The organism is Methylobacterium variabile (assembly GCF_001043975.1).
GTDB lineage: Bacteria > Pseudomonadota > Alphaproteobacteria > Rhizobiales > Beijerinckiaceae > Methylobacterium > Methylobacterium variabile.
Genome location: NZ_LABY01000144.1, coordinates 1 through 23,958, shown reverse-complemented (window position 1 = coordinate 23,958; position 23,958 = coordinate 1). Strand labels below are relative to the sequence as shown.

The 23,958-nt window shown below is 72.2% G+C and carries 23 protein-coding genes; 13 read left to right on the top strand and 10 right to left on the bottom strand.

The window, feature by feature from the left end:
• Nucleotides 1-20: 20 nt before the first annotated feature.
• Together VQ02_RS20095 and VQ02_RS20090 are read right to left on the bottom strand one after the other, a co-directional pair.
• Nucleotides 21-452 carry a CBS domain-containing protein gene (locus VQ02_RS20095; RefSeq protein WP_048445991.1) on the bottom strand — a complete coding sequence of 144 codons (432 nt, stop codon included), beginning with the start codon at nucleotides 450-452 and terminating at the stop codon, nucleotides 21-23.
• A 161-nt stretch (nucleotides 453-613) separates the two neighbouring features.
• Nucleotides 614-1,435: a rhomboid family intramembrane serine protease gene (locus VQ02_RS20090; RefSeq protein ID WP_048445990.1), complete on the bottom strand. Its 822-nt coding sequence runs from the start codon at nucleotides 1,433-1,435 to the stop codon at nucleotides 614-616.
• 447 nt (nucleotides 1,436-1,882) lie between these two features.
• Here VQ02_RS20090 and VQ02_RS20085 point away from each other — a divergent pair, with 447 nt between their 5' ends.
• Nucleotides 1,883-2,488, top strand: a complete 606-nt coding sequence (locus VQ02_RS20085; protein ID WP_048445989.1) for a PAS domain-containing protein — start codon at nucleotides 1,883-1,885, stop codon at nucleotides 2,486-2,488.
• A 75-nt stretch (nucleotides 2,489-2,563) separates the two neighbouring features.
• Entirely contained in the window at nucleotides 2,564-3,211 is a 648-nt protein-coding gene (locus VQ02_RS20080) for a PilZ domain-containing protein (protein ID WP_083469330.1), read from the top strand.
• Nucleotides 3,212-3,838: 627 nt separating this feature from the next.
• Here VQ02_RS20080 and VQ02_RS20070 read toward each other — a convergent pair.
• On the bottom strand, nucleotides 3,839-4,321 hold the full coding sequence (locus VQ02_RS20070) for an MmcB family DNA repair protein (protein ID WP_048445987.1): 483 nt from the start codon (nucleotides 4,319-4,321) through the stop codon (nucleotides 3,839-3,841).
• A 240-nt stretch (nucleotides 4,322-4,561) separates the two neighbouring features.
• Between VQ02_RS20070 and VQ02_RS20065 the strand changes: the two genes are divergently transcribed.
• From VQ02_RS20065 to VQ02_RS20045, 5 genes are all read left to right on the top strand, one after another.
• Entirely contained in the window at nucleotides 4,562-5,677 is a 1,116-nt protein-coding gene (locus tag VQ02_RS20065; protein WP_048445986.1) for a PepSY-associated TM helix domain-containing protein, read from the top strand.
• A complete protein-coding gene (locus tag VQ02_RS20060) occupies nucleotides 5,674-5,919 on the top strand; it encodes a hypothetical protein (RefSeq protein WP_048445999.1) in 246 nt (81 codons plus the stop codon). The genes VQ02_RS20065 and VQ02_RS20060 overlap by 4 nt, the downstream gene beginning before the upstream one ends.
• Before the next feature lie 135 nt (nucleotides 5,920-6,054).
• Entirely contained in the window at nucleotides 6,055-6,885 is an 831-nt protein-coding gene (locus VQ02_RS20055; protein WP_245239796.1) for an ABC transporter ATP-binding protein, read from the top strand.
• 25 nt (nucleotides 6,886-6,910) lie between these two features.
• Nucleotides 6,911-7,696, top strand: a complete 786-nt coding sequence (locus tag VQ02_RS20050; protein WP_048445984.1) for an ABC transporter permease — start codon at nucleotides 6,911-6,913, stop codon at nucleotides 7,694-7,696.
• 156 nt (nucleotides 7,697-7,852) lie between these two features.
• Nucleotides 7,853-8,857, top strand: coding sequence for an ABC transporter substrate-binding protein (locus VQ02_RS20045; RefSeq protein WP_048445983.1), 1,005 nt, complete (start codon nucleotides 7,853-7,855; stop codon nucleotides 8,855-8,857).
• A 4-nt stretch (nucleotides 8,858-8,861) separates the two neighbouring features.
• On the opposite strand, the gene VQ02_RS20040 is transcribed toward VQ02_RS20045, so the two are convergent.
• Together VQ02_RS20040 and VQ02_RS20035 are read right to left on the bottom strand one after the other, a co-directional pair.
• Nucleotides 8,862-10,022 carry a GGDEF domain-containing protein gene (locus VQ02_RS20040; protein ID WP_048445982.1) on the bottom strand — a complete coding sequence of 387 codons (1,161 nt, stop codon included), beginning with the start codon at nucleotides 10,020-10,022 and terminating at the stop codon, nucleotides 8,862-8,864.
• 160 nt (nucleotides 10,023-10,182) lie between these two features.
• Entirely contained in the window at nucleotides 10,183-10,707 is a 525-nt protein-coding gene (locus VQ02_RS20035; protein WP_048445981.1) for a DedA family protein, read from the bottom strand.
• A gap of 289 nt (nucleotides 10,708-10,996) precedes the next feature.
• Between VQ02_RS20035 and pdxY the strand changes: the two genes are divergently transcribed.
• Nucleotides 10,997-11,845: a pyridoxal kinase PdxY gene (pdxY, locus tag VQ02_RS20030; RefSeq protein ID WP_048445980.1), complete on the top strand. Its 849-nt coding sequence runs from the start codon at nucleotides 10,997-10,999 to the stop codon at nucleotides 11,843-11,845.
• A 7-nt stretch (nucleotides 11,846-11,852) separates the two neighbouring features.
• On the opposite strand, the gene VQ02_RS20025 is transcribed toward pdxY, so the two are convergent.
• Both VQ02_RS20025 and VQ02_RS20020 read right to left on the bottom strand, forming a co-directional pair.
• The gene (locus tag VQ02_RS20025) at nucleotides 11,853-12,857 is read right to left on the bottom strand and encodes a DUF2891 domain-containing protein (protein WP_048445979.1); all 1,005 of its coding nucleotides are present in this window, start codon (nucleotides 12,855-12,857) and stop codon (nucleotides 11,853-11,855) included.
• 43 nt (nucleotides 12,858-12,900) lie between these two features.
• Nucleotides 12,901-13,995, bottom strand: coding sequence for a nucleotidyltransferase family protein (locus VQ02_RS20020; RefSeq protein WP_048445978.1), 1,095 nt, complete (start codon nucleotides 13,993-13,995; stop codon nucleotides 12,901-12,903).
• Between the two features lie 140 nt (nucleotides 13,996-14,135).
• Here VQ02_RS20020 and VQ02_RS20015 point away from each other — a divergent pair, with 140 nt between their 5' ends.
• Both VQ02_RS20015 and VQ02_RS20010 read left to right on the top strand, forming a co-directional pair.
• Nucleotides 14,136-15,044 (top strand): PhzF family phenazine biosynthesis protein, encoded by a 909-nt coding sequence (locus VQ02_RS20015; RefSeq protein ID WP_048445977.1) that lies wholly within the window; start codon nucleotides 14,136-14,138, stop codon nucleotides 15,042-15,044.
• A complete protein-coding gene (locus tag VQ02_RS20010) occupies nucleotides 15,044-15,751 on the top strand; it encodes an NUDIX hydrolase (protein ID WP_048445976.1) in 708 nt (235 codons plus the stop codon). The genes VQ02_RS20015 and VQ02_RS20010 overlap by 1 nt, the downstream gene beginning before the upstream one ends.
• Nucleotides 15,752-15,995: 244 nt before the next feature.
• On the opposite strand, the gene VQ02_RS38290 is transcribed toward VQ02_RS20010, so the two are convergent.
• Nucleotides 15,996-18,170, bottom strand: a complete 2,175-nt coding sequence (locus VQ02_RS38290; protein ID WP_209437038.1) for a M10 family metallopeptidase — start codon at nucleotides 18,168-18,170, stop codon at nucleotides 15,996-15,998.
• Nucleotides 18,171-18,376: 206 nt separating this feature from the next.
• Here VQ02_RS38290 and VQ02_RS20000 point away from each other — a divergent pair, with 206 nt between their 5' ends.
• Nucleotides 18,377-18,742: a hypothetical protein gene (locus tag VQ02_RS20000; RefSeq protein ID WP_048445975.1), complete on the top strand. Its 366-nt coding sequence runs from the start codon at nucleotides 18,377-18,379 to the stop codon at nucleotides 18,740-18,742.
• Nucleotides 18,743-18,777: 35 nt separating this feature from the next.
• On the opposite strand, the gene VQ02_RS19995 is transcribed toward VQ02_RS20000, so the two are convergent.
• Nucleotides 18,778-19,548 (bottom strand): SDR family NAD(P)-dependent oxidoreductase, encoded by a 771-nt coding sequence (locus VQ02_RS19995; RefSeq protein WP_048445974.1) that lies wholly within the window; start codon nucleotides 19,546-19,548, stop codon nucleotides 18,778-18,780.
• Nucleotides 19,549-19,934: 386 nt separating this feature from the next.
• Between VQ02_RS19995 and VQ02_RS19990 the strand changes: the two genes are divergently transcribed.
• Nucleotides 19,935-21,173 carry an MFS transporter gene (locus VQ02_RS19990; protein WP_053080465.1) on the top strand — a complete coding sequence of 413 codons (1,239 nt, stop codon included), beginning with the start codon at nucleotides 19,935-19,937 and terminating at the stop codon, nucleotides 21,171-21,173.
• 20 nt (nucleotides 21,174-21,193) lie between these two features.
• Nucleotides 21,194-21,898: a siderophore-iron reductase FhuF gene (gene fhuF, locus VQ02_RS19985; protein ID WP_245239795.1), complete on the top strand. Its 705-nt coding sequence runs from the start codon at nucleotides 21,194-21,196 to the stop codon at nucleotides 21,896-21,898.
• A 145-nt stretch (nucleotides 21,899-22,043) separates the two neighbouring features.
• On the opposite strand, the gene VQ02_RS19980 is transcribed toward fhuF, so the two are convergent.
• Entirely contained in the window at nucleotides 22,044-23,663 is a 1,620-nt protein-coding gene (locus tag VQ02_RS19980) for a GMC oxidoreductase (RefSeq protein ID WP_053080464.1), read from the bottom strand.
• Nucleotides 23,664-23,958: the final 295 nt, after the last annotated feature.

Here is a 23,958-nt window from a genome sequence, read left to right as displayed (position 1 = left end):
GGCCGCGGCGGGGGTCGCGGTCAGGCCGTGGCGATGTACTCGCGCAGGGCCTGGTGCTCGGCCTCGACCGACGCGATGCGGTGCTTGACCACGTCGCCGATCGACACGAGGCCGACGAGGCGGCCGTCCTCGACCACCGGGACGTGGCGGAAGCGCCCGTCGGTCATCATCTCCATCACCTCGTCGACGGCGGTGGCGCGGGTGCAGGTCACCACCTGCTCCGTCATGTGCCGGGACACCGGCACCTCGAGCGCCGCGGCGCCGCCGCGGACCACCGCCCGGATGATGTCGCGCTCCGAGAGCATGCCGAGGACGGTCTGGCCGGCATCGCTGACCACCAGGGCGCCGATGCCCTTCTCGGTCAGGAGCGCGGCGGCCTCCGCCAGCGTGCGGTGGGGCTGCACGGTCACGACGGTGCGGCCCTTCTGCGACAGGATGCGCGCAACGGTCATCAACACCTCCCTGTTCGGGCCCCGCCGGCCTCGGGTCCGGGCGGGACGCTCACGTGTCAAGTGGGACGCTCACTTGGGCACCGAGTGTGTGACCGCCCGCCGGATCGCGCAAGCACCCAGGAGGTCGAGCAGGAGGTCGAGGCGGAGAGGCGCCCGGGATCTCAGCGTCGCCCGAGCCGGTCGATGAGGGGCATGAGGAGGAAGCCGACGAGGAAGCCGCCGAGATGCGCGTCCCAGGCCACGGCGGAGTCGCTCAGGCCGAGCGGCAGGGCGGCGAGGCCGAACAGCAGGTTGGTGACGAGCCAGATGGCGAGGAACACCGCCGCCGAGCGGTTGCGCAGGAGCTCCGGGATGGTCTGCAGCCGCGTCGGCACCGGGCGCTGCCAGGGCAGGGTCGCGGCCGGGCCCGCGGCCTCGACGGGGTGGAAGGCGAAGCGCACCGCCGCCGCCATCAGCCCCGAGACCCCCGCCGAGGCGCCGACCAGCGGCACGGTGCTCAACGGGTCGAGGAGGACGTGGAGCATCCCCCCGGCCGCCGTCGAGGCGAGGGCGATCAGGCCGTAGCGCCAGGCGCCGCAGCGCCGCGCCACCGGCGTGCCGAAGGCCGCGAGCCAGACGCTGTTGAGGAGCACGTGGGCCCAGGAGCCGTGCAGGAGCGCGTAGGTGACGAAGGTCCAGGGCATCGCGCCCCGATCGGCCACCAGGTAGGCCGCGAAGGCCTTGCGCGCCTCGACCTCGAGGGCCGTGCCCTCGGCGCTGCCCGCGGCCCGCAGCACGTCGGCGGCCCGGTCGGGGTCGAGGGCGAGGGTCCATCGCGCCGGCACCAGGGCGAGGTCGAGGAGCAGGCTGATGTCCCAGACGTCGGGCAGCACCTGCCGCACCGCGTGGAGCAGCACCAGGACCATGACCGACGCGGTGACCACGGCGGGCATGTTGAAGACCGGCACGCGCGGCGGTCGCGGAAGGTCGGGGGTGGCATCCATGCGGCACCTTTGCGGGCCGATGGGGCCGACCGCAAGGGCGAGCGGCGCCGCGGCCCGACGCGGCACGAAAAAAGAAGGGAGAGCGTTGCCGCTCTCCCCGAAAGAGGGCGATCGCGCCCGGCCGTCTCGCCGCGCGCATACGCCGTCAGGACCGTGACGCCGCGGGCCGGAAAAGGCCCTCACCCCTTTGAACGCGGGACGGCATAGGGTGCGCCCGTCACCCCAGCCAGCCCGAAAATCCTGTCGTCCATCACAATCGCGCAGGTGTGTGACAAACGCAACATCCATAATTCGGTAACCTTAACGGAACCTTACGCTCTCGCGGCTCGGCCGTTCGGCATACGGTCTGCTGAACCGAATCAGCTGAGCCGGCTGGCGTCCCGTTCCGGGACATCAGCCGGCCGTCACCGGGCAGCCAGCTCCGCGACCGTGCCAGACCGAGACGCCATGAAGCACCCGACCAGCCGCATGCTCCACGCCTACTGGAACGGCCTGCGCGGCGTTCGCGCCGCGCCGGAGCGGGGCGAGATCGAGCCCGGAGAGATCCGGCACGTGCTCGCCGACAGCCTGATCCTCGAGATCGACGCGCCCCGCCGCGCCGCCACGATGCGGCTCGCCGGCACCCGGCTCTGCGCGCTGTTCGGCGGCGAGCTGCGCGGCCTGTCCTTCGCCGGCCTGTGGGGGGAGGCCCCGGCCGCCGATCCGTGGCGGCTGATCGAGGTGGTGATCCAGGAGACGGCCGGCGTGGTGGTGGGCCTCGTCGGGGTCACGGAGGCCGGCGAGACCCTCGATCTCGAACTCCTGCTGCTGCCCCTGCGTCACCGGGGCAAGACCCAGGCCCGGGTGATCGGCTCCCTGTCCCCCGCGATCATCCCGACCTGGCTCGGCCTGCGCCCGATCGTGGCGGTGCGCACGGTGTCCCTGCGGATCCTCACCGCAGCCGAGGCGAACGCCGCCCCTCCCCCCGTGGAGGCGCCCCCGCCGGCCGCCAACGACGAGCCGGGCCTCGAGCGGCGCAAGCGCTTCGTGGTGCATCGCGGCGGCCGGATCTGACGTGTCGGCGATTCTTTAACCCTTCCGGTGCATCAAGGCCCGAGCGGTGCGTTCCGCTTGGGAGAGACGAGCGCCATGGGTCAGGCCCTGGGTTCGGCCACAGGTCTGGCCACGCTGCCGAGCTTGCGTCCCCTCGCCCTGCGGGCGGCGACGGACCAGCGCCGGCACCGTCGCGTGGCCGTGGCGCTGCTCGGCCGCTACATGCTCTCCGACCGCCAGGAATATCCCTGCCAGACCGTCGACATGTCGCCCGGCGGGGTGCGCCTGACCTGCGCGGTGAGCGGCGAGCTCGGCGAGCGCATCGTGATCTACCTCGAGCATGTCGGGCGGATCGAGGGGACCGTCACGCGGCTCCTGCCGGACGGCATCGCGGTCGCGATCAACGCCACCGCGCGCAAGCGCGACAAGATCGCCTCGCAGCTCACCTGGCTCGCCAACCGGGCGGTGCTCGGCCTGCCGGAGGACCGGCGCAACGAGCGCCTCGTGCCGCGCCAGCCCGGGACGATCCTGCGCCTCGAGGGCGGGCGCGAGATCGCGGCCCGCATCATCGACGTCTCGCTGTCGGGCGCCGCCGTGGCCTGCGAGGCCGAGCTGCCGCTCGATTCCGGCCTGACGATCGGCCGCACCCCCGGCCGGGTGGTGCGCCAGTTCAAGGGCGGCGTCGCAGTCGAGTTCCGGCTGCCCCTGTCGCCCGACCGGTTCGACGAGAACCTAGTGCTGTAGGGTCCAAGCCCAATCAGCTTGACCGTGTGCAGGACTGCTCAGGGGAAGGACTGCTCAGGGTGGAGAAGCGGTCATCGGCCCACCACCCGGAAGCCGACGTTCAGCTTGCGTCCGTCCCGTCGCCCGAGCGACCTACCAGCCACCCCTGCGGCACAACGCGAGCATGTAGCGAAGCCGTGGATCGGGGTTTCCGCGGCGGACCATCTCGCGCCCGTTGGCGCAGGTCTGCCGGGTTCTCGCCTCGCTTGGCTCGGCGCGTCGTGACCGGAGGCCCCTGCGCTCGGCGTACCCGCGTTCAGCGTAGCCTCGTGCCATACCGGAGAGCACCTGCCCCTGTGCGATCATCCCCGGGTCCAGGGCGAGTGCGACGGTTGGCGTCGCGATCATGAGCGCCGTCGCCAGGGAAATGGTCTGCCGCATTATGTCCTCCTGAGCGCTGACGGATTCGGGCACGCGCCGCTCCGCTCCGCGCGAGCGTGCCCGAGGCGGACATTCCGCCCGGGCCCTCGACAGATCCCGGGGAAGCCCGCGTCCCGGCAGCCCGGTCGACGAAGACTTACCATGGGGAAGGGCCGCAAGCAGTCCCTCGAACCGTCAAGCTGATTGGGTTGCGACCCTGGCGGCGCCCTACAGGGCGCCCTCGCGGATCGAGCCGGGATCGGCCAGCGCGTGGAGCAGGCCGGCCGCCGCGTGGGCGAAGCGCAGGGTCACGGCCTTGCGGCGGGCGCCGGCCAGGGGATGCTCCGGCGGCGCGCGCAGGATCTCCGCCCCGAAGGCGTCCGCGACGATGAGGCCGGTATCCTCGGGCAGGATCTCGACCGGCAGGTCTGCCGGCACCGCGAAGTAGAAGCGGTCGCAGAAGTCGCGGTAATCCGGCCATTTCCGGTCGGCGCGGAAATCCGCGACGCTCGACTTGATCTCGATGATCGTCAGCTTGCCGCAGGCGCCCAGCGCGATGAGGTCGGCGCGCCGGCCGTTGGCCAGGGTGAATTCCGGGATCGTGACGTGCCCGAGCTCGGCGAACAGGCGCCGCACCCCACGCTGGACACCGAGCGCGGTCGGCGATTGGCGGCGGTCGACGGGGAGCGAGAGGGCGATGGCGGCGGACAAGGCTGTGGAGAAGAGCTGCCGGCGGGTTGCCGTGGGACCGAATCGGGAACGCCATCGGACCAGCTTCGCCGGCCAATGTCACCTGCGGCCCGTGTCGCAGGCATGGCGCAGCCGGCCGCCCCTTGCGCGCACCAGCGCCAGCGGCTAGCCAACGGACCGGAAATCCGAGGAAAATCAGCAGTTTATTCCAATTCAAAACTGCACCGGATGCAACGGTGCGGCCGCGCCGAGGAGAACCGGATGACCGCGTCCAGCGTCCGCGCCTGGGCCTTCGTGCACAAGTGGTCGAGCCTGGTCTCGACCCTGTTCATGCTGCTCTTGTGCCTCACCGGGCTGCCGCTGATCTTCCACCACGAGATCGACGACCTGTTCGGGGCCGGCGACGCGCCGGCGGCCCTGGCCGGGCAGGCGCCCGCCCCGGCCGACCGGATTGCGGGAAATGCCCTGCGCGACCATCCCGGCAAGGTGCTCCAGTACATCGGCTGGGACATGCACGAGCCGGACAAGGTGTTCGTGATCCTCAACGGCGCGGCGGATGCCCCGCCGAACGACGCCACCGTGACGATCTACGACGCGCGCAGCGCCGAGAGGCTCGGCCCCTCGGGCAGCACCTTCATGCAGGTGATGCTGCGCCTGCACGTCGACCTGTATGCCGGGCTGCCCGGCAAGCTGTTCCTCGGGGCGATGGGCCTGCTCCTCGTCGCGGCGATCGTGTCGGGGGTGGTCCTGTACTGGCCCTTCACCCGCCGCCTGCCCTTCGGCACCGTGCGGCCGGAGCGGGCGCGGCGGGTGGCCTGGCTCGATCTCCACAACCTCCTCGGCATCGTCACGGTGGCCTGGCTCACGGTGGTGGGGCTCACCGGCACGATCAACACCCTGTCGGAGCCGCTGGTCGCGGTCTGGAAGGCCGAGACCCTCGGGCGGATGATCGCCGGGCACGCCGCCGGCCCGGCCCCGGAGCGCACCGCCTCCCTCGACACCGTGGTGGCGCGGGCGCGGGACGCGGCGCCCGGCATGGTGCCCGGCTTCATCGCCTTCCCGGGCACGCCGTTCGCGACGCCGCACCATTTCGGCGTGTTCCTGCGCGGCACCGCGCCCCTGACCGCGCGGCTCCTGCAGCCGGTGCTGCTCGACGCCGGCACCGGCGCGGTCGCCGATTCGCGCGCTCTGCCCTGGTACCTGACCGCCCTCCTCGTCTCGCAGCCGCTGCATTTCGGCGATTACGGCGGGCTGCCGATGAAGGTGATCTGGGCACTCCTCGACCTCGTCACCATCGTGGTGCTGGGAAGCGGCCTCTATCTCTGGTGGGCGCGGCGCAACCGTCCGGCGCCGGCCCTGCGGGTGCAGGCCGCGTGAACCCGCCCGCCACCCGCCGCGGCCCCGGCGACTGGCGCGCCGTGTTCGGCGTGCCCCTCGGGGTCGGCGCCGCCACCCTGGCCGGGCTTCTGGCGGCGCTCCTCCACGAGGGCGCCGGCTGGGTCGCGGCCTGGCTGGCCCTGAGCCTGCCCCTCGTCCTGATCGCCTGGCACGCGGGCCGCGCCTATGCACGGCCCGGCGCGCGCCGCCGCCCGGGCTCCGCCCCGCCGCGACGCAGGTAGCGGTTGATCTCTCGCGCCCGCTCGCCGATGGTTCGCCCCCGTTCCGGGCCGCGGCAGACGGCCGGAGCGACGGGAGGAGAGGCGACGATGGGGCAGCAGCACGCCGCCGAGGGACGGAAAGGCGGACGGTCCGGCATGCGGGTGGTCGGCGGCACCGCCCTGGCTCCCGACGCTGCGGCGGTGCGGCTCGAGGGTGTGAGCATCGCCTTCACCCTCAAGGGAGGCAAGCGCTACGTCGCGGTCGAGGGCATCGACCTCGGGGTGATGCCGGGCGAGTTCGTGGCCGTCGTCGGGCCGACGGGGTCCGGCAAGTCGACGCTCCTCAACGCCGCCGCCGGCCTGCTCAAGCCCGCCTCGGGCAGCGTCACGGTGTTCTCCTCTGCCCTGTCCGGCCTCAACGCCCGGGCGGGCTACCTCTTCCAGGCCGACGCCCTGATGCCGTGGAAGACCGCCCTCGACAACGTCGCGGTGGCGCTCGAGCCGCAGCGGGTGCCGCGCCCGGAAGCCCTGGCCCGGGCCCGCGACTGGCTCGGCCGGGTCGGGCTCGCGACCTTCCTCGACCGCTACCCCCACATGCTCTCGGGCGGCCAGCGCAAGCGCGTGGCCCTCGCCCAGATGCTGATCCGCGATCCCGAAATCCTGCTGATGGACGAGCCCTTCGGGCCGCTCGACGCGCAGACCCGGCAGATCATGGGCAACCTGCTCCTCGACCTGTGGGCCGCCAACCGCAAGGCGGTGATGTTCGTCACCCACGACCTCGAGGAGGCGATCGCGCTCGCCGACCGGGTTGTGGTGCTCTCGGCGGGGCCCGCCGCCCGCATCGTCGGCGAGTTCAAGGTCGATCTCGCGCGCCCGCGCGACATCAGCGAGATCCGCCTCGAACCGCAGTTCCACGCCCTCTACAAGGAGATCTGGTCGTGCCTGCGGGTCGAGGTCTCCCGCGCCTACGCGGGCGGCCCGGCGTAACGATGAACCGGAGACCTTCAGACCCGTGAACCGCCTCGGCCTCCTCGCCCTGCAGATCCTCGTCGGCCTCGCCGGCCTCGCGATCTGGCACGTGCTCACCGTCTACCCGATCCTCGGCGCGCCCAAGCAGATCCAGTTCTTCTTCTCGACCCCGGTCGACGTGCTGAAGCGGACCTGGACCGAGATGTCGAACCCAGAGATCTGGGGCCATCTCTGGATCACCCTGCAGGAGACGGTGCTGGCCTTCGTCACCGGCGCCGTCGGCGGCATAGCCTTCGGGTTCCTGTTCGCCCGCAACGCGCTGCTCGCGGCGGTGTTCGACCCCTACATCAAGGCTGCGAACGCCCTGCCCCGGGTGGTGCTGGCGCCGATCTTCGCCCTGTGGTTCGGCCTCGGCATCTGGTCGAAGGTGGCGCTCGGCTTCACGCTGGTGTTCTTCATCGTGTTCTTCAACGTCTACCAGGGCGTGCGCGAGGTGAGCCCGGTGGTGCTCAACAACGCCCGGATGCTCGGGATGAGCGAGCGCGGCCTCTTGCGCCACGTCTACTGGCCCTCGGCGCTGACCTGGATGTTCTCCTCGCTCCACACCGCCGTCGGCTTCGCCCTCGTCGGCGCGGTGGTGGGCGAGTATCTCGGCTCCTCGGCCGGCCTCGGCTACAAGATCCACGAGGCCGAGAGCGTGTTCGACGTGACCGGGGTGTTCGCCGGCATGCTGATCCTGACCGTGTTCGTCATCGTCATCGACACGGTCGTCACCCTGATCGAGAACCGCCTCCTGGTCTGGCGCCCGCAGGCCGGCGGCCAGGGCTGAGGCGCTGTTTTGCGCGACGCTTCGACATCCTCCATCGTCGTTCCGGGGCCGCGTAGCGGAGCCCGGGATGACCCTGTGAGGTGGCAACCTATGGCTCATCCATTTGGCTCCTGCCGCCTTGCAGGTCCGGAGAGCAACAAAGGGAGGACACGACCCATGCAACGCCGCAGCTTCCTCGCCGGCGCCGCCGCCCTGGCCCTCGCGCCGGCGGCCCCCGCCCGGGCCGAGACCGTGAAGGTCCGCATCGGCGTCGGCGGCAAGCCCCTGCTCTACTACCTGCCGCTGACGATCGCCGAGCGGAAGGGCTACTTCAAGGAGGAGGGGATCGAGGCCGAGATCAACGATTTCGGCGGAGGCGCGCGCTCGCTCCAGGCCCTGATCGGCGGCTCGGTCGACGTGGTGACCGGCGCCTACGAGCACACGATCCGGATGCAGGCCAAGGGCCAGGACGTCCGGGCGGTGTGCGAGCTCGGCCGCTTCCCCGCCATCGTGATCGGGGTGCGCAAGGACCTCGCCGACACGGTGAAGTCGGCGGCCGACCTCAAGGGCCGCAAGATCGGCGTGACGGCGCCGGGCTCCTCGACGTCGCTGACCGCGCAGTACGCGATGATCAAGGCCGGGCTGAAGCCCACCGACGCGCCCCTGATCGGGGTCGGCGGCGGCGCCGGCGCGATCGCCGCGATGAAGAAGGGCGAGATCGACGCCATCTCCCACCTCGACCCGGTGATCGCCAAGCTCGAGGCCGACGGCGACATCAAGGTTCTGATCGACACCCGCACCGAGGCCGGCACGCGGGCGCTGTTCGGCGGGCCCAACCCGGCCGCGGTGGTCTACACCAAGCAGGACTGGATCGAGCGCCATGCCGCCGGAACCCAGAAGGTCGTCAACGCCTTCGTCAAGGCGCTGAAGTGGATCGTCGCCGCCTCGCCCGAGGAGATCGCCGACACGGTGCCGCCGGCCTACCATTTCGGCGACAAGGCGCTCTACGTGCAGGCGGTGAAGAACTCCCTCGAGAGCTACTCCCGCACCGGCATCCCGACGCAGGAGGGCATGGCGAGCGTCCTCGACCTCGTGCGCACCCTCGATCCCGAGCTGCAGGGCGCCAAGATCGACCTCGCAACGACGGTCGAGGACCGGTTCGTCAAGCGGGCGATGGGGTGACCGGTCACGCCACCCGGGCCGCGGCCGCGCGGGGCTCCCGCGCCGTGGCGCAGCGGCCCTTGCCGGCGGCCTTGGCGCGATAGAGGGCCGCGTCGGCCTCGGCGAGGAGCGCCTCCGGGCTCGTCCCGGCGGCCGCCGAGGCGAGGCCGATGCTGACGCCGATGCCGTCGTGGCGCGCCGGCCCGAGGTCGTAGGGCGCCCTCAGGGCCTCGATCAGCTGCGCGGCCACGACCTTGGCCAGGTGCACCCGCCGGCCGCCGGCCAGGATCACGAACTCGTCCCCGCCGAGGCGGGCCGCCTGCCACTCCTGCGGGATCGCGGCTCCGATCCGCTCCGCGACCTGCACCAGGAGGGCGTCGCCGGCGGCGTGGCCGAAGCGGTCGTTGACGGCCTTGAACCCGTCCAGGTCGAGGTAGAGCAGAGCGAGGTCGCCGTCGCCGGGCAGCCGGCCGGCGAGGTCCTCCATCAGCCCGGTGCGGTTGCGCAGCCCGGTCAGGGGGTCGTGGACGGCCCGGCGCTGGTTCTCCTGCTCCGCGAGCAGCACCTGCACGTAGCCGCGGTTGAGCTGCACCGTCGTGGCGCTCATCGCCGCCAGGAACAGCACGCCCTGGAGCGTGCCGATCAGGAACCAGGCGTCGCCGAAGTGGATCGGCATCATCAGCTTCAGCGGCAGGTCGCACAGGACGATCATCGCCACGGCGAGGCGGGGCGCCGCGTTGTTGCGGGTGACGATGCCGCACAGGATCCCCATCATGGTGAGGGGCGCCAGGATCTGCAGCAGCGGATCGCCGCTGGAGAAGCACAGGACCGTGGTGGCGCCGACGAGGCCGGCCCAGACCAGGCTGCTGGCGAGCAGAAGGTCCGTCGGCACCGGCGACCCGCGCGCCGCGACGCGGCGGCTGCGCACGAGAAGGCCGAGGCGGAGGACGAGCAGCCCCGCATTCGCCGCCGCCAGGCACAGGAAGACGGGGTCCGGGTGCCGGATCGCCGCCGCCAGGGTGATGATCAGCATCGCCACCCCGCCGATGACCATCCCGGTCGCGGAGGACAGGAGCGTCGCGAGCAGGCGGACCCTCAGGTTCGGCGGCAGGTCGCAACCCGGATCGACGAGCCAGCGCACGGGCGGCAAGGTCGGCAGCAGGTAACTCGGCGTCGCGTCAGGCATGGAATCGGTTCCGGGTGCGGTCCATCGGGCCCGCACGGCGCGATTCTGCCCTCGCGACTTAACATTTGATGAGAGCGATCGCGCCGATTGCGCTCTGCCCGGTGCTGTGGGACCCGTTCGCCGAGACGAAGACGGCCTTCGACTGTGGGTTACGGCGCCGTTAGGCGCTCCGGAGCCAGTCGACCAGGCCCGCTCCCGGAGCGAGCCAGGCGAAGGCCCAGACGAAGGCCGAGGACAGGTTGGCGAGCTGGAACCACAGCCGCGGCAGGAGCGCCACCCCCGCCACCAGGGGCACCACGGCCCGGGCCGGGCCGATGAAGCGGCCGACGAAGATCGCCCACGCGCCCCAGCGCTGGCAGAAGGTCTCGCCCTTGGCCACCATCTCAGGATAGCGGCTGAGCGGCCACATCCGCTTGGCGCCGTCCTTGTAGTAGCGGCCGATCTCGTAGGAGACCCAGTCCCCCAGGATCGCCCCGATCGCCGCTCCGACCATCACCGGCAGGAACGGGATCGCCCCGGAGCCGATCAGCGCCCCGATCCCGATCAGGATCACGGTCGCCGGCACGAGGAGGGAGAGCACCGCCAGGGACTCGCAGAAGGCGATGATCCCGGTGATCACCGGCGCCCAGGCCTGGTGGTCGCGCACGAAGTCCAGAACGGTGGTGCGTAAGCTCTCGAAGTCCATGGAGCCTTGACCGTGGGTTGCCGGGTGGCGGAATAATCGATGGACCGGGCGGGCGTTCCGCCGGGTCCCCGACCTTGTACCGCCTCCGTGTGAGCGCCGCGTGAACCCGGCGCCCCGATGCGCCTTCCCCGGGCGGGCGGTCATGCCTGCCGGGAGCCGTTTCATCGGCCTTCGGGGCACGGCGGCCGCGCCGCGGCGGTTGCCAGGAGCGCCCGGTGCGGGAATCGTGCGGGCCTGCGCCCCGGCCGGGGCGGCTCAAGCCTGCTGCTGCGCGAGGTCTCGTGTCGCGATGAACGTCCTGTCGATCCAGTCCCACGTCGCCTACGGCCATGTCGGCAACGCCTCGGCCGTCTTCCCGATGCAGCGGCTCGGGGTCGAGGTCTGGGCGGTCCACACCGTGCAGTTCTCCAACCACACCGGCTACGGCGCCTGGCGCGGCCGGGTGTTCGACGGGCCGGCGATCGAGGAGCTGGTCGAGGGCATCGCCGAGCGCGGGGTGCTGCCCGCCTGCGACGGGGTGCTCTCCGGCTACATGGGCTCGGCCGACATCGGCACCGCGATCCTGCGGGCGGTGGCGCGGGTGCGGGCCGCCAACCCGGCGGCGCTCTACTGCTGCGACCCGGTGATCGGCGACGTCGGCCGCGGCGTGTTCGTGCGCCCCGGCATCCCGGAATTCATGCGCGACCACGCCGTGCCGGCGGCCGACCTCATCACCCCGAACCAGTTCGAACTCGACTACCTGAGCGGCATCGAGACCCGGACGCTGGCCGATGCCAAAGCGGCCGTGGCCGCCGTGCAGGCGAGCGGGCCGAAGGTCGTGCTGGTAACCTCGCTCCACACCGCCGAGACCCCGGACGACAGCATCGACATGCTGGCCGGCGAGGGCGGGCTCTTCTGGCGCCTGCGCACGCCGCGGCTGTCGCTCGCCGTCAACGGCGCGGGCGACGCCACCGCGGCCCTGTTCCTGGTCCACTACGCCCGCACCCGCTCGGCCGGCGAGGCGCTGGGAACCGCCGCCGCCTCGATCTTCGGCCTCCTGCGCCGCACCGCGGAGGCCGGCGCGCGGGAGATCCTCACCGTCGCGGCGCAGGAGGAGTTCGTGGCGCCGAGCCGCACCTTCCCGGTCGAGGCGGTCTGAGGGCCCCTCAGGCCTCCAGCGCCAGCAGCGCGAAGCTCGCGAGCCAGTGCTCGCCCATGTAGTCGTCGGCGAGGTGCGGCAGGGCCGCGGCGAGGTGCGCTTGCGCGCCCTCCCGCAGCACCGGGACCCGGGGATCCTCCGCCGGCAGCGCGGCGGCGAGCGCCCGCAGGCACCAGGCGCGGCTGAGGTTGAGCCCGTCGAGATGCGCGATCTTGCCGTCGCTACGGTCGGTGACGACGGCCGGCCGGAACAGGGTCGCGGGCCGCCCCTCCGCGAGGCGCGGCAGGAAGCGGTCGAACCAGGGCCGGAACGCGTCCGCCGGCATCACGCGGCGCATGCACTCGGCCTCGATCAGGGCGGAGGACAGGAAATCGTCGCCGCTCGGCTCGCCCCAGGCCGGGCATTCCGCGTCGGCGCCATACCAGCGCTCGGCGGTGGCGCGGAGCAGGCCCGTCAGGGCGTCGTCCCCGGTCGTATCCGCGTAATCCGCCACCATCCGCAGCCCGAAGGCGGTGTTGAAGTGCGTGCCGACCCGGACCGGGTAGGGCGAGAGCGGGAGGAAGTCGCGGAAGCGCTGGGCGAAGGCCTCGGCGAGCGGCGCCAGCGCCCGCGACCAGCGCGGCTCCGGCAGGTGCGCGAGTTCGTCGGCGAGCTTCAGGGCCCAGGCCCAGCCGTAGGGCCGCTTGAAGCCCCGGGCCGTCGGCGCCGCGAGGTAGGCGCACTCGCCCGCGACCTTCTCGGGGATCAGCTGCCGGTCGAACAGCGCGCGGATGGCGCCGGCCTGCGGCCCGTCGGGGAACCGCCGCAGCACCCGGGCGAGCAGCCAGTAGCCGTGGACGCAGGAATGCCAGTCGAAGCTGCCGTAGAACACCGGGTGGAGCGCGGCCGGCGTGCGCGCGTCCTCGGGCCCGGCCAGGGTGTGGTCCGGCTTGTTCGGGTATTCCCGCGTGACGTGGCCGAGGGTGAGGGCGGCGAAGCGGGCGGCGGTCTCGGGCGTCAGGGCGTGGGGCATCGGGGGCTCCGGTGTTGAGGATCGTTGGAGGCCGGGGCGCGGCTCACAGGTCGTAATCGTCGGGCGCTTCGCCACTCGTCGCGAGGGCTTGCCGCAGGGGGTCACGCACGGCGGCCGCACCGGCCGTCTCGACCGAGAGCGTCACGGCGGCCTTGAGGGTGGCGCGCCAGGTCGGTCCGCGGCTCCAGGCCTCGTGCAGCGCGTCGCCGAGATCGGCCGACCGGCCGTCGAGGACGAGCGCCTCGATCAGCGTCGCGGCCTGCCGCAGGTCCTTCTGCCGTTTCGCCACGCTCGCCGCGACCCGCTGGTCGCGGCAGGCCGCCACGATCAGCTTGTGGACCGCGTAGCGCTCCGGGGCAGGGATCGAGACGGGAATGCCCGGCCCGTGCAGCATGACCGCGCGCACCGGCTGGTCGATCAGGAAATCGAGGTAACGCAGCGGCTCGGCCGCCGCGCCGCCGAGCGCCGGCCTCGTCGCCGGTCGCCCAGCATGCTCGTCGGCGGCACGGTTTGGTGTCAGGAACTCGACCCGGTAGCCGGTGCGTGTCTCGAACCGCGTCGCCCGGATGGCATCGCCCCGGTGAGGGATCGCTCGGAAGGTCGGATCGACCGCCCGCAGGACGTCGAGCACGGGCGGGATCGTGTCCTCCACCGCGATCGAGATCGCGTGGACCCGGGCGCGATCCGCGTCGGAGGTCTGGAGCATGCTGCTCGGCAGACGGCAGCCCAGGAGCCCGGCGTAGCACTGGAACGCGACGGTGCCGACGAGAACGCCGCGCAGGCGGAAGAAGCCGGCATCGGCGAGGGCCTGGACCACCTCGCCGGTCTCCCTGACGGGCCGTGGCAGGTAGGCCTCGCGGACGAGGGTGGCCACGAGCTTGCGGCGCAGCCGGCGATCGTCCCGGACCCGCGAGAAGTCCTCGACCCTCGCGGCGATCTCCGGGTCGTCGGCCGGTCCGGCGTAGCGCCGCTGCCGCTGCCCGGCGGCCGAGGTGACGAAGTACCAGTACCGGCGCCCCTTCACGGTGATCGCCTCGAAGCGGCCGTCGGGATCGAAGTCGGTGACGAACTGACCGTCGAGGCTGCGCTCGGCGAGTTCGGCGTAGAGCGTGCTGAACTGCACGTCGATCCGGCGCATCTCGAACCGTTATGGCATTTTCGCAAAAATGCCATAACGCTGGTTGCGAGCGCTGACAATGGCCTGCGCACAAGCCCCCGAGGCTTGCGCTGCCGGCCCGATCCGTGCTGCGTCGCGGCAGGTCTCGGAAGGACGACGACATGCCCGCACGCCGATACGCCACCCTGGACGTGTTCACCGAGCGGCCGCTCGCCGGCAACCCGCTGGCGGTGGTGCTGGACGCCGAGGGGCTGGACGACGCCGCGATGCAGGCCATCGCCCGGGAGTTCAACCTGTCGGAGACGGTGTTCGTGCTGCCGCCGGCGCAGAGCCGGCACCGGGCGCGGCTGCGCATCTTCACGCCCGCCCAGGAGCTCGCCTTCGCGGGCCATCCGACCGTCGGCACCGCGGTGCTGCTCGCCCTCGGCGACCGGCGGGCGGAGGTCGCCGATGCGGTGGCGTTCGGGCTCGAGGAGCAGGTCGGCGTGGTGCCCTGCGTGGTCGAGACCGGCGAGGGCCGCGGCCGCGCCCGCTTCCGTCTGCCGCGCCTGCCGGAGAGCTGGGGCGAGGGCGACGGGCCGGACGCGACCGGGATCGCCGCCGGCTTAGGCCTCTCGCCCTCCGAGATCGGCTTCGCCCGCCACCGGCCGAGCCGCTACAGCGCCGGCACCCCGTTCCACCTCGTGCCGGTCCAGGGCCTCGACGCCCTGGGGCGGGCCCGGGCCGGCGCCGACTCGCTCGCCGCCGCGTTCGGGCCCGGCGCCAAGGTCTTCCTCTATACCGGCGAGACCGACGCGGCGGGCCACAGCTTCCGGGCGCGGATGTTCGCCCCCGGCGCCGGCATCGCGGAGGATCCGGCGACCGGCGGGGCGGTCGCGGCCTTCGCGGGGGCACTAATGCAGTTCGAGCCCCTGGGCAGCGGCACGCACGACCTCGTGATCGCGCAGGGGTTCGAGATGGGCCGGCCGAGCGAGATCGCGCTCCAGCTCGTGATCGAGGACGGCGCCCTGCGGGCGGCGGAGATCGGCGGCAGCGCCGTGGTGGTGTCCGAGGGCGAGCTGCGCCTCTGATGAGCGTCACCATCACCCCGGCCCGCCGCGTCGACGCCAGGATGGTCGCTCACGACTGGGCCTGGGCCCGCGAGAACCGGGCCGCGATCGCGGCCCACTGGGAGGAGCGGCGGGCCGCCCGGCCGGCGATGTTCAACGGCACCGTGCTGATGCTGCGCCGCTGGACCCTCGCCGACGGCGTCCTCGCGGCCGAGCTGTTCGAGGCCGACTACGCCGCCCTCACGGCCCTCAAGGATTGGGGCTTCCCGGACGGGAGCGTCGTCAACGCCTTCGCGGCGGCGGTGCCCCGCACCAGGGACGGCGCCTTCATCCTCGGCGAGATGGGCCCGCACACCGCCGCCGCCGGGCGGGTCTACTTCCCCTGCGGCACGCCGGACCCGACCGACATCGCCGCCGACGGCCGCGTCGACCTCGCGGCGAGCGCCCTGCGCGAGCTGCAAGAGGAGACCGGCCTCATCGCACCGGACGGCCCGGATCCGGGCTGGGCGATCGTCCGAGACGGCGGCCTGATGGCGCTCCTGCGCCCGGTGCAGCTCGCCGAGGACGAGGCGACGGTGCGGGCCAGGATCGCCGCCCACCTCGCCGCCGAGGCGGAGCCGGAGCTCTCCGCCATCGTCAGCGTGCGCACGGCCGCGGATCTCGATCCCGCCCGGATGCCGGGCTTCGTCCGGCACTACCTGGCGAGCGTGCTGGCCGGGGAGGCATGACGCGCCTCCAGAACTCATCTCGCGAGCCCGTGCGGCGGGGCTCTGCCTCCCGCGCTCATGAGCGAGGCCGATTTTCGCCTTGCGGAAGCGATCCCACAGGCATCGCCCGAAGCGGTTGCGTCGCAATCGATCGGCACCCGCAGGAGACCGACGGCCGACACGCAGGGAGCGGTCGGCGGTCCCGCGATCCCGGGACCGCCCAGGATCGCACCGATGCTTTGACTGACGAGGACACCGCCTGACGCTACGCGAAGGTGAAGTTCGCCGCCGAGAGGGCGCCGACCTGCACGTTCTGCAGCGTGATCAAGTCGCCGGTGCCGTAGGCGATCACCAGGTCCGCTCCGTCCTGCCGGCTCGCTGCCAGCACCCCGGCGAAGTCCGCGAAGGCGCCGTTGTTGAACGCGATCACGTCGCTCTCCGCGCCGCCGAGCACGAAGTCGAGGATCCGGTCGAGCCCGTCGCCAGCGCCGAATGCGAAGGTGTCGGAGCCCGCCCCGCCGGCGAGCCAGTCGTCGCCAGCGTTGCCGAACAGCAGGTCCGCGCCGTCGCCTCCCGAGAGGACGTCGTTGCCGGCGCCGCCCGACAGGTAGTCGTCGCCGGTGCCGCCGGAGAGCTGGTCGTCACCGTCCTCACCGAACACCTGGTCGTTGCCGGCATCGCCGGTCAGGTAGTCGTTGCCGGTGCCGCCCAGGACCGTGTCGTTGCCGTCCTCGCCGTAGACGCCGTCGCGGCCGGCCCCGCCGTCCAGCAAGTCGTCGCCGACCTCGCCGTGCACCTCGTCGTTGCCGGTCCCGCCCCAGGCCGTGTCGTCGCCCGAGCCGGCACCGATGAAGTCGTCGCCCTGCTCGCCGTCGACGCGGTCGTTGCCCTCGCTGCCGAACAGCGTGTCGTTGCCTGTGCCGCCATAGACGAGGTCGTCGCCCGTGCCGCCATCCACGAGATCGTCGTCGTCGTCGCCGAACAGCAGGTCGTTGCCGGCCTCGCCCCGCACGGTGTCGCGGCCCCAGCCGCCCGAGCCGAAGTCGTTGCCCTCGCCGCCGGCCACGAGGTCGTCGCCGTCCTGCCCGAGGAGGATGTCGTTGCCGTCGAGACCGTGCAGCGTATCGGCGCCGCCTCCGCCCGCGAGGGTGTTGCCCGCGACGTTACCGGTCAGGGTGTCATTGCCGATCCCGCCGGTCGCGTTCTCGATCAGCGACGACAGGTCATCCCGGTAGAGCAGCGCATTCGCGACGTTGCCACGGGCGTAGTAGTCGCTGTCCCGCTCGTGGGTATTGCCGAGGTTTGCGCGCTGGCTCGACGAGAAGGTCGACCATTGCCCGGGATTGAGGTCGACCGTCAGGTCGGTGGCGTAGTTCGACAGATCGTAAGTGTCGGTGCCGCCGCCATCCCACAGCGTCATCAGGATGATGTTGGCGTGAGGGGTGCCCTGGGCCACGCCGTCAATTGATTCCTCGCCGGTCGTTGGATTCCATGTATAGACGGTGTTGCCGCCGTTATAGGAATAGTTCGCGCCGTACAGGTACTGCAAGGCCGCGATGTCGTCCTGCATGAAGGTCGTCGGATGGTCCGGCGCGTTGTCGCCGAACTCCGTGCTTGCGCCCGGATACTGGACGTACGTCATCACCGAGTATTCATAGGAATTGTGATCGAACGACAGGGTCGGGAACATCACCCCGTGTCCGGCCTGCTCCACGTGGCCGTGCTTCAGCCCGAGATTGTGCCCGCTCTCGTGCATGAGGCCGGCTGCGTAAGCGAAGCTGCCGAGCGAGGGGCGCGTGTAGCCTGCGGTGTACCAGCTGTCGCCCTGGGCGAAGGGGGCGCTCCCCGGCGGGTTGCCGGCGTAGCCCAGTTCGGGCGGGTTCGCCTCGGCGCTGCCACCGCCGGGGACGTGGAGCCCCGGATCGTCGGCGATGCTCGGATCGTTCGAGTAGTTGATCGCGCTGGCATTGGCGTAGCGCAGGTCCGCGTCGGCCGCCACGGTTTCGATGAATGTCAGGTTGACGAGGTTGGCGACGTTCGTCAGCAGCCGCCTGACCGCGTCCTGCTGCGCCCCGTTGAACGGGAAGAACTCATGGATTTCCGCGTAGGACTGGTACTCCGACGTGCTCGTTGGGAACGAGTAGGTCAGGTTGGTGGTGTTCCACTTCCACCCCCACAGGATTCCATCGATATCCTGATTGCCCGTTGCCTCGACGACATCGACACCAGCCACCCCGACCTCCCGATCCGCGCGAAGCTCTTCGCCGCTTCGAAGCCGGACCGTAGTGCCGAATTGATGCAGAAGTTCTAACTCGCTGCGAGGGCCGGCATGGGCGCGGTCTCGGGGTCGGATGGGTCGTGTCTCGGAAGGCGGGCGGCGGATACAGTTCGGGCGGTCTGGTCGCCCGCCGTCCGGACGGCTTCCGGGATGGCCGCCCACGGCCGGCGGCTCTCGTTGGAGGTGCGCGATCCGGATGCAGGGGCCGACGCGGCGGTGCGGGCGGTGGCCGAGGACGCGGCCGCGTCCGAGGGCCGGCCGGCGCGGGGACGCACGTCCCGAGAGGCTCGCCCCTCGGGATGGACCGGCCGCGGGACCCGCGGGCGCCCTCGCGGGTTCCCGCTCCGGACACTCACCGCGGACACGCCATGGTCGCCAAGCTCGTCGCACTCGTCCGGGAGGCCGCCGCCGGCGCCCGCGGCATCGCCCGGAACTACCCGGCGGGGTGCAGCGCCGACGCGCTGCCCTGGGCCGTCATCAAGCGCTTCGACGACGACGTGCGCGGCCACGTCGAGCGGGATCCCCGGATCGAGGACCAGCGCGACCAGGTGCTGATCGCGGCCGTCAACCTCGCCGAGGCGTCGTCCGACGACGCGGACGCGCCCGAGCGCGAGCGCCTGGTGAAGGCGATCAACGACCTCGAATGGGTGACGCTCAGCCGGGGCATCGCCAACCGCGCGGCGGCCTCCTTAGGCTACGGCGAGGCCGGGCAGCGGCTCCGGGACGCCGGATGACGCGGAGACCCGTCGCCGCGAAGGACGGTGCTGCGTCAGGCGCCGCCCCACTGCATGCTGAGACCCCCGTCGATGGTCCAGGTCTGCCCGGTGACGTAGTCGCCGGCGTCCGAGGCGAGGAACAGCGCCAGCCGCGCGATCTCCTCCGGCTGCCCGGCCCGGTGCCAGGGGATCCGCTCCATCGACTGGTCGCGCTTCTGCGGGTCGTCGAGGCGCGCTTGCGTCATCGGCGTCTGGATCAGGCCGGGCGCGATGTTGTTGACGTTGATCTTGTCCTCGGCGAGCTCGCGCGAGAGGCTGCGGGTGAGCGAGCCGAGGCCGGCCTTGGCCATGCCGTAGGGTGCGCTCTCCGGCGTCGGCAGGTGCTGCGCCACCGACGAGATCGTGACGATGCGTCCCCGCCCGCCGTGCTGCCGGCGCAGCCGCACGAAGGCGCGGCAGCAGAAGACCGGGCCCATCAGGTTGACCCGCAGCACCCGCTCCAGATCCTCGTCCTTCAGGTCCGCGACCGCCGCCCCGCCCGAGCCGATGCCCGCGTTGTTGACGAGGAGGTCGAGGGGGCCGAGCCGGTCCACGGCTTGCGCGAAGAACGCCTCGACCGACCCTGAGTCGCCGACGTCGCCCTGAATCACGTGGGCGCGCCGGCCCAGTTCCTCGACCCGCCGCCCGGTCTCGGCCGCCCCATCCGCATCGGTGTGGTAGACGATCGCGACGTCGGCACCGGCTTTTGCGAACGCGACCGCGATCGCCTGGCCGATGCCTGAATCGGCGCCCGTGATCAGGGCGCGTTGTCCGTCGAGCTGCATCGCGTCACTCCTCGCGAGGGGGGACCGGGCGGTTCTCGCGCGCAGCGGGCCGGAATCGGGCAACGCCGCCGCCGTCATGGCTCACGCCGCGCGAGGAGCGCCGCCGGGGCGAGAGCCCGGCCTGCCGACGCAACATCCGGATCGGAGCGGGGTTCCGCCGCGCGGCGTCGGCCGGGAACGACGGCCCCGCTCCGCTGCATCGCAGCGCCCGCCGGACGCACCACCCTTGCGTGACCGCTGCCGGCGCGGCGCCGGCCTTGCGGCCCGGGGCTCGCTCCCGTAGGCTCAAGTCACTGCACGCAAAGAAGAATTAGTGTGATTCCAAACTACCACCATCTCAGGGGCGGCGCCCATCGCGATCCGTGCGCGCGGCGGGTTTCCCCCCGGTGACACCCGGTCTCGCGCTCCGGGGCACCCGCGGCATCCTCGCCGACCTGCGCCCGCTCCTGCCGTTCTTCTGCCTGTACGTGACCTTCGGCGCCACGCTCGGCTTCCTCTCCGGCGGGGCGCCGCTGATCCTTCGGGCGCGCGGCATGGAGCTCGCCGAGGTCGGCCTGCTGCAGCTGATCAACCTGCCGGTCGGGCTCACCTTCCTGTGGGCGGCGGCGCTCGACCGGGTGCGCCTGCCCTTCCTCGGCCACCGGCTCGGCTGGATCGTCGCCGCGCAGGGGGTCGCGGTCGGGCTGCTCGCGACCCTGAGCCTCGGCGAGCACTGGCCCCTCGCCGCCCTGCTCGCGCTCGCGATCGCGACCTGCGCCTGCATCGCCACGATGGACATCGCCCTCGAGGCGCTGGTGGTCGAGACGGTTCCGGCGGAGCGGCGGGCCTTCGTCGCCTCAGCCAAGCTCTGCGGCGCGTCGCTCGGGGGCATCCTGGGCGTCGGCGTCCTGGTCGGCTCCTACGACACCCTCGGCTGGACGACGGCCCTGCTCGCCTGCGCCGGCCTCGACGCGCTCTGCCTCCTGCCGATCCTCGCCTATCCGGAGGCGCGGCTGCAGGGCGCCGGCGGGGTGCCGGAGCGCTGGTCCGGCTCGTTCGCGCGCCTGCGCGCCCTCGTCGGGCGCATCGTCGCGCTCGGCGCCTACTTCGCCGCCGCCTACCTGCTGGCCGGCCCCAACACCCTGGCGCTGCTCGACCTCGGGGTGACACTCGGCCAGGTCGGCTTCCTCACCGGCAGCGTCCTGCCGGCGGTCAACCTGGTGATGGCGCTGATGGCCGGCGGCCTCGCGGCCCGCTTCGGCACCGTGCGGCTGATCGCGCTCGGCGGCCTCGGGGTGCTCGCCTCCGGCGGCCTGATGGCGGCGGCCTGCGCCCTCCGGGCCGAGGGGCTCGCCGTGACCGCCACCGTCCTGAACTACGTCTTCGGCGGCTTTCTCGGGGTGCCGGTGTTCAACATGATCTACCGCTGGGCCCAGGGGCCGCGGCCCGCCACCGACTACGCGCTGCTGTTCGGGGCCGCCTTCTTCGCGGCGATGCCCCTGCGCGTCGCCGCCCCCGCCCTCGCCGGCTGGGCCGGCTGGCCGGCCTACTTCACCGCCACGATGCCGCTCTACGCCGCGGCGCTGGCCTGGCTCTCGGTCATGGTCGCCCGCACCCTGCGGGCCGACCGGGCGGGCGGGCGATGATCCAGGAGGTGGCGCCCCGCGTGCCGGCTTCCCTCGGCGCCTACCGGGAGGGCGTGGCCGCGGGTCCCGGCGGGCCCGGGGCGACGCCCCTCGTCGCCCTGCGCGACCCGGCGGTGTTCGATGCCACGCTCGCGGCCTTCGAGGCGGGGCTCGGGGTGCCCGCCGGCGCGGCCGACCGGCGGGCCCTCGTCTCCTACTGGAGCCAGTTCTACCTCGCCCCGCTCGCCACCCCGGTCCTGACGGCGCTCGTGCGCCTCGGCCGGCCGCTGCCGCTGGCCTTCGCGACGACGAGCCTCGAGCTCGACGCCGCCGGCCGGCCCGCCCGCTTCCTGGTGCAGCCCGACGAGGCCGGTCCGCCATGCCGCTCCGCCGGGCTCTCGGGGCTCGTCGAGGACCACCTGCGGCCCTTCGTCGAGCTGTGCCGGGCGCAATGCGGCATCGCCCCCCGGGTGATCTGGGGCAACGCCGCGGTGATCCTCGACTACGTCGCCCGCGAGCTCGGCGAGCCCGAGACGATGGCCTGCCCCGAGGTCGCGACCTGCCTCGGCTGGTGCGGCGGGCCGGCCTGCGCCAGAAGCCCCCTGGCCCAGGCCCTGTGCGCCGCCGGCGGCGGCCGGCGCCGGCGCACCTGCTGCCTGCGCCAGCGCCTGCCGGGGGTGCCGTCCTGCGGTGCGCTCTGCCCGCTCAAGGAGGGGAGGGAGTGCTGCGGCGCGGCGGGCGCGTGAGCGGGATCGCGCCCGGGCCTCGTCGCGTCCGGGAGCCGCATCGTCGAACCGGGCTCAGGTCGGGCGACGATGCCGGGACTGGCCATCGCGGAGGCGGAAGGCCTGCCGCCTCGCACAGGTGACGGCGCACCGGACCGCGCGAGCGTCAGCCGGCGCGGGCGACGATGTTCTCGATGTTGCGCTCGGCGAGCGCCGATATCGTGAGCGACGGGTTCACCGCGCCGGCCGAGCCCGGCAGCAGGGCTCCGTCCATGACGTAGAGGCCCGGATGTCCGACGACCCGGCCGTAGCCGTCGGTCGCCTTGCCGAGAACGGCGCCTCCGAGGGGATGGGCGGTCCAGTTCATGCCGCTGACGTCGCCGATGAACGGCACCGCGCCGGGGATGGTGTTCGAGGCGGCGGCGATCCGGTTGTTCACCTCTCGGCAGGCCGCGAGCGCGTCGGCGTTGCCGTTCGGGGCCCACTTCAGGGTGACGCTGCCGTTCTGCGGGTCGTAGGCGAAGCTGCCGCGGTTCGACTGGTCGAACACCATTCCGAGCGACGGAATGATGCTGAGGTTGAGCGGAATTCCCGGGACGTACCAGTTCTCCAGGGTGACCGGCAGGCCCGTCCTCGCCTCGTGGATCATCGAGGCGCTCGGCGTGCCCTCGGTCAGCCCGGTGATCCGCCCGAGGCTGCGGACCACCAGCACGTCGCCGTTGGTTCCCCAACCGGCACCGACGTGCTCGTTGAGGTTCGGCAGGGTCCTCGTTGCGCGCGCCTTCACCAGCAGGTGCGAGGTTCCGATCGAGCCGCCGGCGAGGAACAGCCGGTCGCAGGCGATGGTCTGGGTCGCGATCTGCCGCCCGTCCGGGCTGCGCAACAGGCCGTGCGCCACGTAGCGCCCGCCTTCCTGGCCGATGCTCAGGATCTCGAACCCCGGGAAGATCCGCGCCCGCCCGCTCGCCTCGGCGTAGCGGAGGTAGTTCTGGTTGAGGTCGAACTTGGCGCCGTTGCTGTTGCCGTGATTCGAGGCGCCGACCGTGGCGGAGGGCCGTCCGAGCAGGCGCGTCTCGGCGCGTACCACGTCCCAGTTGAAGATCGAGTCGGTCGGGACGGGGGCGTAGCCCGCCGCCATCACCTGGCGGTCCCACTCCCGCGAGTGGCCGAAGGCCTGGCCGGCATAGACGTCCCGCGGCATCGGACTGAGCCGCAGCATCTGGCGCACACGGGGGTAGTAGACCCGGTCGAGCTCGGCGTAGGGGACGACGCTCCCGAGCAGGGCGTCGAAATACGCCTGGCGCGGCTGGATCATCACGCCGGTGAAGACGACCGAACCGCCGCCGACGCATGCGGCGCGCCACGCGGTCATCGTCGGGTACTCGGTCGCGTCGATCACGCCCCCGAGGAGGTCGAACCGCGTCGTGTTGCCCGCGATCATGCGCGCGTTCCGGCGGAACCAGAAGGCGCGCCCGTCCGGCAGGGTGTCGTTGGCGAAGATCGCGCGCCAGGGGTGGCTCGGCCAGCGGTACCCACGCTCCACGACCGTGACGCTCTGCCCGGCCTGCGCGAGGCGCAGAGCGGTGATCGCGCCGCCGAAGCCGGATCCGATCACGAGGTTCGGAGTGTAGCTCGGCGGGGCTGACAGACCTTGGAATATCTCCGGCACCAAGACCCGATAGTTCGGCGAGAACAGCTGGGCCTCGGCGTCGTGCGCGCCGAACGCACTGCCCATCGTTGCCCCACCGAGGGCGAGCAGAGCCTGCCTGCGGTTGAAACCGGCCATCGCAACCATTCCCCAACGCAAAGACACGAGATCGCGGCCAGGGGTAAATCAAATCATCCAAGCATGCAGTCTTAATATCTGTAAACCGATATAACATAATTAATATTCACCGCATGTCCTATGGTCAGATCCGAATCCAGGCCATCATCATGCCGAAGCAAGACAATCAGCGCGCAGCATCATTGCGATGGCGCAAGCCTGAATTGTCCGGGTGGCCGATCTTCGGGGCCCCCTGCTGCGGGGTGGGGCCGTCGTCGGACAGGTCAGAGGTGCCTGACGCGGGTCGGTGGGGGGG